Annotated in this window: 14 protein-coding genes; 9 read left to right on the top strand and 5 right to left on the bottom strand. The window is 32.3% G+C overall.

Annotated features, from left to right (window positions below):
• The first annotated feature begins 25 nt into the window (after positions 1-25).
• Positions 26-883 carry a LysR family transcriptional regulator gene (locus MP478_RS01885; protein WP_257199421.1) on the top strand — a complete coding sequence of 286 codons (858 nt, stop codon included), beginning with the start codon at positions 26-28 and terminating at the stop codon, positions 881-883.
• Here the strand turns inward: MP478_RS01885 and MP478_RS22510 are convergent.
• The 4 genes from MP478_RS22510 to MP478_RS01860 all read right to left on the bottom strand — a co-directional run bounded on the left by MP478_RS22510 (position 875) and on the right by MP478_RS01860 (position 4,200).
• Positions 875-1,846, bottom strand: a complete 972-nt coding sequence (locus tag MP478_RS22510) for a GNAT family N-acetyltransferase (RefSeq protein ID WP_306592470.1) — start codon at positions 1,844-1,846, stop codon at positions 875-877. The genes MP478_RS01885 and MP478_RS22510 overlap by 9 nt on opposite strands.
• A 3-nt stretch (positions 1,847-1,849) precedes the next feature.
• A complete protein-coding gene (locus MP478_RS01870) occupies positions 1,850-2,311 on the bottom strand; it encodes a GNAT family N-acetyltransferase (RefSeq protein ID WP_257199420.1) in 462 nt (153 codons plus the stop codon).
• 406 nt (positions 2,312-2,717) lie between these two features.
• Positions 2,718-3,266, bottom strand: coding sequence for a hypothetical protein (locus MP478_RS01865; protein WP_257199419.1), 549 nt, complete (start codon positions 3,264-3,266; stop codon positions 2,718-2,720).
• A gap of 262 nt (positions 3,267-3,528) precedes the next feature.
• Positions 3,529-4,200, bottom strand: coding sequence for a hypothetical protein (locus MP478_RS01860; RefSeq protein ID WP_257199418.1), 672 nt, complete (start codon positions 4,198-4,200; stop codon positions 3,529-3,531).
• Positions 4,201-4,348: 148 nt separating this feature from the next.
• Here MP478_RS01860 and MP478_RS01855 point away from each other — a divergent pair, with 148 nt between their 5' ends.
• Positions 4,349-4,861 carry an ATP-binding protein gene (locus MP478_RS01855; RefSeq protein WP_257199417.1) on the top strand — a complete coding sequence of 171 codons (513 nt, stop codon included), beginning with the start codon at positions 4,349-4,351 and terminating at the stop codon, positions 4,859-4,861.
• A 74-nt stretch (positions 4,862-4,935) separates the two neighbouring features.
• Here MP478_RS01855 and MP478_RS01850 read toward each other — a convergent pair whose 3' ends face one another.
• The gene (locus MP478_RS01850) at positions 4,936-5,481 is read right to left on the bottom strand and encodes a hypothetical protein (RefSeq protein ID WP_257199416.1); all 546 of its coding nucleotides are present in this window, start codon (positions 5,479-5,481) and stop codon (positions 4,936-4,938) included.
• Positions 5,482-6,139: 658 nt separating this feature from the next.
• Here MP478_RS01850 and MP478_RS01845 point away from each other — a divergent pair.
• The 7 genes from MP478_RS01845 to MP478_RS01815 all read left to right on the top strand — a co-directional run bounded on the left by MP478_RS01845 (position 6,140) and on the right by MP478_RS01815 (position 13,002).
• The gene (locus tag MP478_RS01845) at positions 6,140-6,388 is read left to right on the top strand and encodes a helix-turn-helix transcriptional regulator (RefSeq protein ID WP_257199415.1); all 249 of its coding nucleotides are present in this window, start codon (positions 6,140-6,142) and stop codon (positions 6,386-6,388) included.
• Positions 6,389-6,391: 3 nt separating this feature from the next.
• Entirely contained in the window at positions 6,392-7,426 is a 1,035-nt protein-coding gene (locus tag MP478_RS01840; RefSeq protein ID WP_257199414.1) for a hypothetical protein, read from the top strand.
• 16 nt (positions 7,427-7,442) lie between these two features.
• Positions 7,443-7,994, top strand: a complete 552-nt coding sequence (locus MP478_RS01835) for a hypothetical protein (protein ID WP_257199413.1) — start codon at positions 7,443-7,445, stop codon at positions 7,992-7,994.
• 175 nt (positions 7,995-8,169) lie between these two features.
• Positions 8,170-9,690 carry a hypothetical protein gene (locus MP478_RS01830; RefSeq protein WP_257199412.1) on the top strand — a complete coding sequence of 507 codons (1,521 nt, stop codon included), beginning with the start codon at positions 8,170-8,172 and terminating at the stop codon, positions 9,688-9,690.
• Between the two features lie 459 nt (positions 9,691-10,149).
• Positions 10,150-11,274 carry an AraC family transcriptional regulator gene (locus MP478_RS01825; protein ID WP_257199411.1) on the top strand — a complete coding sequence of 375 codons (1,125 nt, stop codon included), beginning with the start codon at positions 10,150-10,152 and terminating at the stop codon, positions 11,272-11,274.
• A 155-nt stretch (positions 11,275-11,429) separates the two neighbouring features.
• Complete coding sequence (locus MP478_RS01820) at positions 11,430-12,482, top strand: serine hydrolase (RefSeq protein WP_257199410.1); 1,053 nt, start codon at positions 11,430-11,432, stop codon at positions 12,480-12,482.
• A 274-nt stretch (positions 12,483-12,756) separates the two neighbouring features.
• Positions 12,757-13,002 carry a DUF3955 domain-containing protein gene (locus MP478_RS01815; protein WP_257199409.1) on the top strand — a complete coding sequence of 82 codons (246 nt, stop codon included), beginning with the start codon at positions 12,757-12,759 and terminating at the stop codon, positions 13,000-13,002.
• Positions 13,003-13,317: the final 315 nt, after the last annotated feature.

The following is a 13,317-nucleotide window of genomic DNA, read 5'->3' as shown; positions in this document are numbered from 1 at the left end:
TTTAACTAATGATTAATTTGCATTAATGGACATACAACAGCTCAAATATTTTCTGGCATTGGCAAAAGAGCTTCATTTCTGGAATACGTCTGCGAAAATGAATATCACACAATCTGCTCTGAGCCGTCACATTCAGTCTTTAGAGCGAGAACTGGGTGTTCAGTTGTTTTACCGCGATAAGCGAAATGTGAAGCTTACCCCTGCAGGAAAGTTTTTGCAGGAAAAATGGGGTGAAGAGCTTAGCCAGATGGAGTCTTTTCATCAGTTGGCCAGACAAATTCATTTAGGCGAATCCGGAACGATAAGAATTGCTCATCCCGATTCTATCTCTTCTTCAGTTTTACCTGATTTTATAAAAAAAGTTTCCGTAGCTTTTCCAAATCTTAATCTGGAATTGTTTCAGCTGACAAATGACATCCAGGAAGATTATCTTAAAAATTACAAGATAGATCTGGCATTTTCACGGGATATCAATATATATTCAGCCATTAATGAAAAGAAATTGTGCCATGAAAATCTATCTTTTGTTGTTCCCGAAAATCATCATTTTAAAACCCTCGCTGATATTTCTGAAGAAACACTGAAAGAGCAAAAATTTCTTCTGACAACAGGCGATGACGGCAGCAGCTACAATGTACTGGTTCAGGAAGTTATTGATTTTTATAAAATCAATCTTGGCTCTTACATTCGCTGTGAGTTTGGATCGACCGTTATTTCATTGATTAAAAACGGATTAGGTATTTCGATTCTCCCGCATTCTTATCATCTTCACCAAAATACCGGAATCCGTTTTATACCGCTTCCTTTTGTTACTGATTTGTACATCCAATGGCGAAAAGACGACCCTAATCCGATTCTAAAAAATATTCTGGAATTAGTTTAAAACCATTTCTATGTGCGGAATTCCGTCTTCATCGTAAGGCTCCCCTACTTCTTTGAAGCCTAGAGAATTGTAAAATTTCAACAGATACAATTGTGCACTGATTCGAATTGTGGATTCCTTAAGAATCTCTTTACAGTCTTTGACAGAATTTTCCATCAGCTGTTTTCCCAGTCCCAATCCTCTATAATCCGAACCGATAACAACACGGCCAATTGAAGCGTCTCCGTAGGTTAAACCAGGAGGAACAATTCTGGTATATCCCGCCAAATTTCCATCAACTAAACACATCAAGTGGTGGCATTTTAAATCTTTATCATCTATATCCTGATATACACAATTTTGTTCTATAATAAATATTTCGCTTCTTAATTTTAATATTTTGTAAAGTTCAGTAGTGGATAATTCTTCGAATGATTTTACAAAAAATTCAATTTTCAACGTGTCGGTTTTCAAATCCAGTTTCATCATAATATCGGTCTGCTCTTCATTTCCAAGCCTGAAAATATGCTTATCAAATTCTTTAAATCCATTTTTCTTATAAAATCCGATAGCCCGTACATTATTTTCCCAAACGCCCAACCAAACGTAATCTACTTTTTTTTCTGTAGCAATGGCCATCGCTTTGTCATAAAGAGCCTGCCCCACTTTCTTTCCGTGAAAATCTTTAGAAACATATATCCTTTCAATTTCAAGCGCATTATGACCTTTAATTTCAGTTTGTGAAGAGCCGGTGTTGAGCTTTACATATCCGATAACGTTATGATCTACCCTTGCCAGGTAGAATTCGGAGTTTTTATCGTTCACTTCAGCACTAAGCTTTTCTGTTGCAAAACTTGTTTCAAGATATTGCGCCATACTTTCTTCCTTATTATTCTCAGCGAATGTTTCAGAGAACGTTTTTTTGCCAATCTCCTGTAATGCTGCTATTTCGTTTTCTTTAATTTTTGTTATGCTAATTTCCATTTTCTATACATTCCATTCGTAATTCAACCAATCCTTATTTTCTTTTGCACCAAGACGATGATAGAATCTTTGTCCGGCATTGTTCCAAGGCGCAACGGTCCATTTTATTTGCGAGCAATTGTTTCTTTTCGCTTCGGCTTTCAAAGCATCCATAAGCTGTTCGCCAATTTTCTGACCCCGGTAATTTTTATCTACATAAAGCTCTTTCATATAGATCGCAGGCTTATTTTGTGCCGTGTAAGGAAGAAAATAATACACCAATATTCCTGCAATTTTACCTTCATCTTCTGCAACCCAACAATAAAAATCCGGTGGACTTTTTCTAAATCCGGATTCTTTTACAATTTCAGGGGTAATTTCAAAACTGTCCATGTAATTTTCGAAAATGGCCAGTTGCTCCATCAAAAACCAGATTTTCTCACTGTCGGATTCTATTGCTTTTCTGATAATAATATTTATACTCAACTTAATCAATTTATTGCAGCAAAATTAATGGACTGAATAATGCGAAAAAATGCTATTTTTTGATTATTTGATTTGATTTTTGCATTAAAGAACTTTCTATTGATTAAGCTTATATGGCAATAAAGATTTAAATTATTCTCAGCTTTTTTGATTGATTACAAAGATTAAACGCAAAGTTTCATTACTAATTCCGCTTTATTGTAAGTGGGCAAGGAAATGATCTTATTTACTAGCTCAAAGTCGGGAAGCCTTTGCGTGGCAGAGAGGAAATCTTCATTCACATGTAAAAAGCTCCCGAAAGAGGCTGAATACATTAGATAGTCGATTATTCGAGTAATCGACTATCTAATGTATGAAAAAAATCCCCAGATCTCTCCGGGGACATATACTCTAACAATATATTTTTTTAATATGAATGAAAGGTAATTCCTTCATAAGTCCACCCATTTCCACCAGTACCAAGCTCAGCAAGATTTTTTGTGTAGAAATGACCATTTTTTGAAGATCTGTAATACCTGTAAACAGGAAAGGTTCCGGGTGCTCCCGGTTGTGCAGGCCAGCCTAATTCTTCTCTTAATACATAACCTGATGCCTCTAAGTAAGTTCTATCGTGAATGCTTACAGCTATTACCATATCTAGATTATTTGGATTCACATATAATGCTAAACCATACAAAGTAGTAGGAGCCTTTGAGGTTTTAAATGCCAACCCCTCATTGGACCAATTATGCTGACCAATCGGGCCGGTTTGGGAGCCATAATAATGTTTCATTAGTGAATTGCTATAGTATCTATAAATATAGTTCTGGTCAAATATATCCTTTAAAGAACTATTCTCTTTTTTTGATTGTAAAGATGCAATTGTTTTTTGATTTTCGGCTTGGATCTCAGATTCCTCTCTTCCGCATGATAATAATGTTAATGCACAGACTGATGCAAAAAATAGTTTTTTCATAGTTATATATATATATAGTTTTTAATACGCTGCAATAATACGAAAAACAAATACTTTATATCATACATTAGGGAATAATAAAAAAGATAAATTCCTATGCGTCTGGAATCACGCTCTCCTAAATCTCCTGACTTTGGAACAAGTTTAAGGGAAATGATCTTAATCACTAGCTCAAAGACGGGAAACTTTACGCAGCAGAGGAAAAAACAACACGATTTTTGCTGCTAATAAATTAGAATTCCAAGGAAAATATAAAAACCACTTATGTTTTTCTAATTTCATTCCGCGTAAGATAGATATAATTAAGCATGCAAAATGTTGCTATTGCCCCGAAAGTATGCCATAAAAAGTGGGTTCCGAAACTCAGCCATTCCCATTTGTCGGCTATACGGAAGGTCAATGCAAGAACAAACGACAATAAAGCAAAGCCTACCCATTTACCAGCTTTCCATTGGGTATACATCAAATACCTCAATACCGAGAAAAGTACAAATGAGGCCATTATTGCATAATTGACGTTGATAAAAAGAGAAGTATTATTAATTAAAATCCAGTTTCTCAAACCCAACATAAGTACCAGATATCCCAGAACCATTACAACAGCATAGTACCATCTGGTGCTCTGAGCTACAAAATAAAATCCGGCAGACAAACAGAGTAACATAATGGGCATCCAATCCATCATGATAAATACCGGCCATTGTCTGAATGAATGGTAAACAGTTCCGCCTATGGCACCAATATATAATAAAACCAGGCAGTAGGTTAAAAAAGGATATTCTTTAAAATTACCCTTCATTTTAAGGGTCCAAAAAATAGCTATGGCTAAAAATAATACAGCAGTTATTGCATTGAATGGCTCAGGGAAAAACTGAGCCATATCTGTTTCTTTATATAACAGGCCTCCATCCGGAGGTAATGGGTTTATTGGCATTGTCTTTTTTATATTATATTTATATACTTGTTCTAAATATAGAAAAATTATGGTATTAAATAGAAGGCAAAATTCTATACAATGGACGCTCAAAAAACAGGCACGAAAATCTCGTACCAGACTTATGGATTACAATATAAACTGAAATATGAGAATTGCAATAATCGGCGCTCACAAAGTCGGTAAAACCACATTGGCAGAAGAACTTCTGGAGAGCCTTCCCGGATACACCCTTGAAGTAGAGCCCTATTACCAGATGGAGTCTTCAGGGTATGAATTTTCGGAAGAACCTCATCCTGACGATTTTCTTGAACAATTTAATTATTCAACCAAACTGGTCTTCAAAAGCGGAGATGATGTCATATTTGACAGATGTGTCATTGATATCTTAGCTTATCTTCATGTTCTTGATTCTGGTCGAAATATCCAGTTTCTCTTTGAAAAAGTTCAAACCATCATCGATGAAATTGATGTTTTTGTTTTTGTCCCTGTTGAAGAACCCGATCTGATATCCAACCATCAGATAGAGCTGCCAAAACTCAGGCATAAGGTTAATGAGTTGCTTTATGACTGGATTGAAGATCTTGGAATAAAGGTCATTAAAGTAAGCGGAACTTCATCGAACCGAAAAGATCAGGTGCTGACCGGAATTTTATCCTAAGATCTGAGGTGGGTAACTTCTGTAAGGCTTTAAAAAGGTTATAGGTTTGAATTCTGGCATTATGCTCAACTTTCTTATCCTGAATTGGTCTCAGCCATGTTCTTTTCTCTCCTTCTTTGAAGAATAAGGTGTGCGGCATCCAGCATCTTAACCGTATGAATGTAGGGCATAATGATATTCCTTTCCGGTAGATTTTCATAGACTCCCATTGAAAAATAGACGATTCCGGACATAAAATAATCATATTCTTTGATGCTGTATTCTCTGAATGCTTCTTTGAAAACCAGCAGAGGATTCCGGTATTCCTTCTCCGAAAGCAGGCCAAGAACCCACGGGGAAACCTTCTCCGGCTGGCTGTCAACTGTCCATTTTCTGTCCTTTAGCATAATGAGATACCCTGCCCGGATCAGCGACCTCATCGACTGGTGAAACTGGAAAATAACCGCTGGATCTTCATGAATCCAGCTATTCCTCTTTACTGCATAATTCATAATGTTGCTGAGCCTTTCTTTGGAAACATCCAGCTCATTGAACTGAAAGAATGTTTCTATCAGCTGCAACCCGGAGCGCTTCCCGCCTGCCTGAAACCGGGTGTCAAAATCTGTTTTTATCTTTTTCATGAGTTTGTATTTTTTATTGTTGAAATTTTTCTTAACCATTAAGATTTTTTAGGAATTAAGAATAGTTAAGAGCATAGCTGAAGCTATTTATTTAGCGAGCTGCTTCATCCATCGTTGATGGATCTTAACTTTCCTTAAAACCTTCATTTTTCTTAATGGGTTATTTTCTTCATGAGTTTGTATTTTTAGAATGCATGAAACCACCAGCCTACCGATGTACGCTGAGTTGTATGGTAAATGGTGAATAGAAATAAAATCTGTGTTCCCGTGAAAGCCCTGAAGCCGCAATGGATTGTACACTCCATTGTATCGTACATGATACTTTATGTAGTGAAGCAGCTTAGAAAAAGATGATTGTAGAAAAGCAGAACAGCATGAAATAAAAACGGCATGGGACTCTACAATATCCTAACTGAGGTACTGGTATACCTTACATACAGATAAGAGAGCCCACGCCTAGGTCGTGAGCTTCCTGCTTATCATCTCGTATGTTTAAAAAGTACCAGTTTTCAGTTAGAGATTCTAAGCAATAGCTTCTATTATTCTTTGAAGTATCGCAAAGCTACTTTATTGTAGCTTATTGTACAAATGTAAGAAAATACAATTTGTAAACCAAATGGATTACAAATATTTTTATCAAATAATTTAAAATTGTTAAATGAGCAAACTTAACAATGAAGATATTGAACTTAGAAATAAAATAACTCAAAGATTAATTGATTTAAGAGAGTCTACCGGATTGAGCCAAAGTGATTTTGCCAAGCTTCATGACATTGACAGACAACAAGTAAACAGGTGGGAAAGTTTTGAAAGTGAACGAGGTGTTACCATTTATACCATAAATAGATTCTGTACACTTTTAAAAATTACATTACAAGATTTTTTTAAAGACCCTTTATTTAAATAAATCATGAGAGTTTTGAAAAGCATATTAGATTTTTTTGAGAAAAATTATTTGAGAATAATAACTTTCGAAATATGTTTTATTATTACTTTTTTAATTCTTTTTAGCTATTCTAAAGCTGAAAATTTTAATAAAAAAGAGATTCTTTCTTTATTAATATCTGCAGGTTGCATTATTATAGCAATTATGGTTACTTATTTATTTTCAAAATTATTTACTGAAAAAACAATTCGTATTGAAAGAAAAAAAGAAATTGATGAATATGCTATCAAAATTACTAGGTTAAGAAGTATCGCATACCATATTTTAGGAATGCACGAATTTTGGAAGTTTAGAGATGCTAATATAAAATCAGCTGTTGACTATCATTATCCTGACTTGACTTATGAAGAATATCGCAGTTACGATTTACCTGGAATTAGGAAATTTTCTTATGATGAACACGAAGAAATGAGTAGTAAAATTTACGGAACCAATGGACAGTCATATTTAGCTTTAAAAGGTCTAACAGATCGAGAAGATAATTTTTCATTTTATGCAGAAGTAAATCCCCAAAACTATAGTTTGGAAACTATAATAAGGTATACAGAATATTGTAATTCATTTTGGTATTTGCTTGAGAATTCAGATGATAATATTGTCAATTTTAATAAAGTTCATGAATACTGGTTGGAGCCTGTTATTGAATCAACTTCTAGAATTTTGGGAAAGAAAATTAAAAAAGAAAAATTGAAAGAAGAACTAAAAAATCTGATGGTTTTATTTACAACATCTATTTTTGAAAAACATTATTATCTGACAAAACTAAACTCAGATTTCTTTCCAACGATTTTCAAGCAAAGCTTACTAAATATTCTAATTTTTGTAATTATTGTAATCCTCTCTCTCTTTGTCTTTATAATAGAATTCTCATCTCATTTCAATCATTTTCTAACACTAATCATTGTTGCATTATTTATTGCAAACACAATAGACCTGATATTACTAACAATAAAATCAATTCGACGAGAATTAGAAGTTACAGAGATCTTTAGAATCTAAAATAAATATTAAGTGAATGACAGAAAAAATATTTCTTAATCAAATACATAAAAGATTATCTATCATTTCTGTTGGGCCGTCCGCTTTAAGGAATCAAGGTTCTTCTGGAATAATCAAAATAGCGAGAGAGTATTTTTATAGAATTAATATTGATGAATTCATACACTCACTCGATGATGAAGATGTCTACAACAATTTTTTGGATAAGAATACCACAAATCTCGTTTCAAAATTTCCAGAAAATGGGAAATCTTGGGGAGGAGCAAGAAAAGGAATAAATCTATTTCTAAGAGAAATTGTCTACAATAAGTTTTTTTCAGATTTTTATCAACTTCCAACTCAATATAATGAATTTAATCAAAAAATAAAGTTTTTAGAAGTCCCTTTAGATAAAGATGTTGCCACTGGAATTTATGAAGAAACTGAATTAGTTTTACCAAGATGGACTTCAATAAAAAATTTAACTCCGAATGTAAGCAAGCAATATCAAATTGCAGCACAGAAAATTGCAAAAAAAGGAAACTTTGCAAAAGTAAATTTAGATTTAAAATATTGGAGAAGAGAATAAAAAACCCTGCTCTTCGAAGTCTCCTGACTTTGGAGCTATTTTAGACGAAATGATCTTATTTTATTAATTCAAAATCGGAAGGCTTTGTGCAACAGAAATATTCTTCCAAGCCAAATTATTTCCTGAATCATTTTATTTATAAATTTGTGGTAGCCAACTATCAAATGTTCAATGTATGGAGCTTTTCAATGTTATAAATTCTCAACAAAATTACGGGAAAATTAAAATTCAAAGGGGTATTTTAAAAACAAACCCAAATTGGAAAAAACATTTCGAAGAAATTGAGTTAATAGATTATCAAGGTGTCAAAATCAATATTTACTCTCATACTTATATAGATTTTTTTAAAATTTTCAAAAACTTGGAGTTTAATTATTACTTATTAGAAAAAGAAAAAAACCAATTTTTAACAACAGAGAAATATATTGAAAAACGTTATTTCGCTGACATTAAAATTTTAGAGAACATTCTTTTTTCAAAGAACAGTCAAGAAGAGCATAATGGGCAACTTAGCCGGGATGTAGAAATATCTCATTTTCCAAAACATTTTGAAGCTATAGCAGATGATTTAATTTACACTTATGAGAAAATACAAGAAAAAGTTATTAATTATGTTTTCATAATAGGTGAAATAAATTTCTATCAGTACAATACAAAGGATTATTTTAATCGTTTGTACAAATTTTTAAAAGAAGAAATTTATCTATTGTTTAATGAATTAGAGAAAAATCATAAGGCAATCAAAGAACAACAATCAACTGAAGACAACCTTTTATATCGTAATAAGTTTTCAGATTTTATAAATGAAGTAGAAGTTTTTAAAGCCGATACATTGTCAGATTTTGCAATAAACATTGGAAAAAATGGAAATCACGATTACAATTATTTTTTGGATTATATAAACTCTACTGAAAATAAATTTGACAACGCTAATTTAATCAAATACGTAATAGTCTCTTATTTTACTGAAGATGAAATCATTACATATCTTCAAAATAGTTTTAAAAGTTTCAAAGAAAAATATATTTATGCAACCATATATGATTATTTTAAAAAAAATGATGATTTCAAATTTTTATCCAGTAGAATAAAAGAAATTGATTACTATATACTTGGAAATAATCTATATCAAGATTCTTATTCTTTTAGGCCTAAAGATAAATTTGATAATTATGGTACATATAAAAATCATTTAGTATATTATTACAACAAAACCTTCTATTTTTTTGATTTAAAATATTTTGATTCAGATAATATTGATATGCATTTTAAACACATGAACAAAATATTTGATAGAGACAGGGAAAAACTTTTACGCCGCCATACTACTGGTTACAAAGGAGATGGTTTAGAAAAGAAAATTACTTCAGAAATAGAGTCTCAATTATCAAAATCCACTAATGTTGAGAAAATTACAGTTCCTCAAAAAATAAAAATTAAAGGCAGCCTTCAATCTGTTGGTTATTTATTTTCCGAATTAATAGAAAAAGGTTTCATTGAAGCCCCAAAAAGAAACGGAAAAGATAATACCAGCGCAATATCTCGTATGATTTTAGACCATTTTGAATTTATAGACAAAGAAGAGCAGCCAAAGCCTGAAGATATACGCAAAACTCTTTTTACAGAAAATAAACTTTCAATCGAAAAACAAAATCAATTTAAAATTCCTAATAGTAAAATCATCAATACAGATTAAAGAAGTAATAATCTAGTTTACAAACGATTATTATATTTTCTGGATAAACTGGATAATGGTTTGGATAACACTCATACTCGATAATAATTAATCTTTGCAATATCAATTAACAAATATTGCAAATGAGTACAATTAAAACTATTGAAAAAAGCCAGCCAAAATTTAATGAAGAAATCTTAACAAATTCTCATCAAGAATACCGAAGCAACACTATTTTCAAAGATACTTCTGAAATACAAATCATTGCAGCTTTTTACTTAATTTTCAAAATGTTTCGAAGAATCAAAATGAATTTTGACATCAATTTGAGAATTTCTGGGAGAAACAAAAAGTAAGCAAATTTACTTCTTTACCAGCTCAAAGTCAGGAAACTTCCCACAGCAAAGCCCAATATTTTAAAAATGATGACTAACAATCATTTCTCTTTATGACTTATATCCTATTTTTGTAAAAAAACTAATGGACAAATTAAGTTTTCTGGAAGTTATTGCTGCGATGGCTGTTTTTGTATCGCTGCTGCTTGCCGTATTTTTATTAACGGTAAAAACAGAAAGAAAACTGGAAAACAGATTATTTGCTGCATTCCTTATCATTAATGCCATTGATATCAGCGGACTTTTCATGCACCTTTTTGTGAATAGTTATAATCTGAAAGCTTTCAAAATATCTGCTTACTTATTGGTAATGCCGCTTTTCTATCTGTACGTAAATGCCGTTTGTTATGCTGATTTCACCTTAAAAAGAAAGCACTTACTGCATCTTATTCCTTTCATTGCCGCCAATTTAATTTTAGTTCCACGGCTTTATCTGGCAGAAGGTGCTGCTAAAGAAGATTTCTTTAAAGTGATGTGGCACTCCCCTGAAATGTTTGTGTATCAGCTCATCGGGGAACTGCAGTTTTTCTTTTATATCGTCGGTGTATTCCTTGTCCTTAAAAAATACAGGAAGATTTACCTCGAAAATTATACCAACCCCAACACTTTGTTATACCAATGGCTGTCTCAGCTTACCGTGATTTTCTTAGTTATCCATGTATGTATTATTTTTAAAAACGTCGTAAGATATACACAACATAGAGATCTATTTATCTGGTTGAATATTGTTGCGGGAACCGTGTTTTTATTAGCTGCCTGCTGGTTTATATTAAAGGCATTAAATTATCCTGAGCTTTTTCGCAGAATTGATTCTACCTTACAACCGACAAAAGATTTTGCTGAAACTTTTGAAACTGAAAATAAAACTGACGAAACAAAAAATATTCAGATCGAACAGCTTAAAAATTTCATGGTTGAAAAAGAACCTTTTTTAGAGCCTTCATTAACGATTCAGGAACTGGCAGATCAGGTGAATATTCCTGTTCGCGAGTTGTCTGTATTAATTAACCATCACCTCAATCAGCATTTTTTTGATTTTGTGAATGAATACCGCGTTAAAAAAGCAATGACCCTTCTGAAAGACCCCACGAAAAAAGAATATACGGTGCTAGAAATTTTATATGAAGTGGGTTTCAATTCAAAATCTTCTTTTCATACCTCTTTTAAAAAGTATACGAACCAAACGCCAACAGCATACAGAAACAATTGATAACTAATCGATTGTAAATAATCGAACTTTAAATTGCTGATAATCGGACTTATTTTATGGATTAAAATGAGTCCGACTTTTTTATACGGACTTTTTTCAAGATTCTCTACAGCATATTTGCATCAGATTATCAATATCAAATTAAAATTCTGACCATGAAATATGTAACCCTTATTTTATTTTTCGCCTTACTTGGGTGTAAAAGTGTTCAGCCAACCCATACACAAAATATTGAAAATGCAATTATCAAAAATGCACTTCAGTTATTAGAGGACAAAAGATTTCATTCTGTTTCCATTGCCGTGCTTAAAGATGGAAAATCCACCATAAAACATTTTGGAGAATTAACTATTGGAAAAGGAAACAAACCCAACGATTCTACCCTTTATGAATTAGCTTCTGTAACCAAAACTTTTACAGGTTATATTGCCGCTAAAGCCGTACTTGATAAAAAAATAAATGTAGAGGATGATATCAGAATCTATCTTAATGAACCTTATCCCAATTTAGCATTTAAAGGCGAACCTATAAGAATCAAACACCTCATCACCCATACCAGTGGATTTCCTAATTTCCCGATAAAAAGCGAAAATAAAAAAGCCTTTTTTGAAGGATTAAAACTCATCAACATTGAAACGAAACCCGGAGATGTTTATTCCTATTCAAACACGGCTCCGGAGCTGACCGCCTATATCCTTGAAAAAGTGTATCAAAAATCGTTTGAGGACTTGGTAGTTGAATTTATTTTGAAACCCAATACAATGAACCAAACCAAGTTTACACTCAGTGAAAATGACAGAACAAGACTGGTAAAAGGCTATAACGATAAAAATGAGCTAATGCCTAACTTCAATAGAACTTTATGGGGCGGCATTTCAGGATTACACTCTACGACTACGGATTTGGTGAAATATATGAAATTGCAGCTTGACCCATCCAATCCTATTGTCAATGAATCTCATAAAAAACTATATAAAGAAGGTTCTGATTTTTGGGAGGGTTATCATTGGTACATCATAGAAAATGATCATGAATTAATGTACAGACATCACGGAGGGATCTACGGAATGCAAAATTGGTTTGTGATTTATCCTAAACAAAATATAGGAATATCCATATTGACCAACACCAGCTTTAATGAAACAGGAGAAATTTTAGAAAAAGTAGTAGATAACCTGTATGATGACATCATAAAAACTAAGAAATAAACAGCATACAACAGTAGTTTAGCAATAAAAGACCACCGAAGCAAACTAAGATTCAACTACGTATACTTTTTTATTTTCAATCAGTTTAAACTTAAAATAAACTAAAGTGTTTATAGCTTTCACTCAGCTTTTGTTACTAAATTTTTAATTGATTTAAACAGGCTTGCATTAAAATTTTCAAGATAATTATAAAATTATATTGTAAATGTACTTTTTTATCATTTACTTTGCGATTCAAAGTACTTTGAAAAACCAACAATTAAAATCAACATTTATGAAAAAAACATGCACATTCAGTATTATTTTATTTTCAATAGCTTTCATCTGTTTAGCTTTAAAAGCTATTACGGAATCATTTCCTGGTACAGCTTCCTATATAAATGCTGATGGTTTTTTAATCGAACCATTCTTCGGCCTGTTACCATTAGCCGTTTTATTTATTACTATTGGCTGCCTATTAGTAATAGTCCAGATCATACATTTTTTAGTTAGAAGACAAAATAATTCAATAAATAAATAATACATTATAAAATTTCCAGCAACTTCCCTGTTTAGGCAACTTCAATTAACTCTTTGGGGCTAGGTTGTTGGAAATATTTTAAATAATTATCGATAATGACTCTGCACCATCAACTAATTGTCATGTAACTGTGTCTCCAACTACATCTTCCGGTGTGGTGACTGTAACTGCAGTATTCCATCCGCAATAGCTTAACTGACTATGGTAAATTATTTTCAGCTCTGAGTTGAATTTCTATATGAGATGCAAATATCGCTGAAAGCAACATCCTACATTTGTTAAATTATTAATTCTTCCAACTCCTATATTTTTGCT

Source organism: Chryseobacterium sp. WG14 (genome assembly GCF_024586945.1).
Lineage (GTDB): Bacteria > Bacteroidota > Bacteroidia > Flavobacteriales > Weeksellaceae > Chryseobacterium.
This window is presented reverse-complemented; position numbering and strand designations above follow the sequence as displayed.

Bases quoted from the DNA above. Each gene is read 5' to 3' on its own strand.
- MP478_RS01825 (WP_257199411.1), top strand. From the start codon at position 10,150: ATGGACAAATTAAGTTTTCTGGAAGTTATTGCTGCGATGGCTGTTTTT.
- MP478_RS01830 (WP_257199412.1), top strand. From the start codon at position 8,170: ATGGAGCTTTTCAATGTTATAAATTCTCAACAAAATTACGGGAAAATT.
- MP478_RS01840 (WP_257199414.1), top strand. From the start codon at position 6,392: ATGAGAGTTTTGAAAAGCATATTAGATTTTTTTGAGAAAAATTATTTG.
- MP478_RS01885 (WP_257199421.1), top strand. From the start codon at position 26: ATGGACATACAACAGCTCAAATATTTTCTGGCATTGGCAAAAGAGCTT.
- MP478_RS01855 (WP_257199417.1), top strand. From the start codon at position 4,349: ATGAGAATTGCAATAATCGGCGCTCACAAAGTCGGTAAAACCACATTG.
- MP478_RS01820 (WP_257199410.1), top strand. From the start codon at position 11,430: ATGAAATATGTAACCCTTATTTTATTTTTCGCCTTACTTGGGTGTAAA.
- MP478_RS01815 (WP_257199409.1), top strand. From the start codon at position 12,757: ATGAAAAAAACATGCACATTCAGTATTATTTTATTTTCAATAGCTTTC.
- MP478_RS01850 (WP_257199416.1), bottom strand. From the start codon at position 5,481: ATGAAAAAGATAAAAACAGATTTTGACACCCGGTTTCAGGCAGGCGGG.
- MP478_RS01835 (WP_257199413.1), top strand. From the start codon at position 7,443: ATGACAGAAAAAATATTTCTTAATCAAATACATAAAAGATTATCTATC.
- MP478_RS01860 (WP_257199418.1), bottom strand. From the start codon at position 4,200: ATGCCAATAAACCCATTACCTCCGGATGGAGGCCTGTTATATAAAGAA.
- MP478_RS01845 (WP_257199415.1), top strand. From the start codon at position 6,140: ATGAGCAAACTTAACAATGAAGATATTGAACTTAGAAATAAAATAACT.
- MP478_RS01865 (WP_257199419.1), bottom strand. From the start codon at position 3,266: ATGAAAAAACTATTTTTTGCATCAGTCTGTGCATTAACATTATTATCA.
- MP478_RS22510 (WP_306592470.1), bottom strand. From the start codon at position 1,846: ATGGAAATTAGCATAACAAAAATTAAAGAAAACGAAATAGCAGCATTA.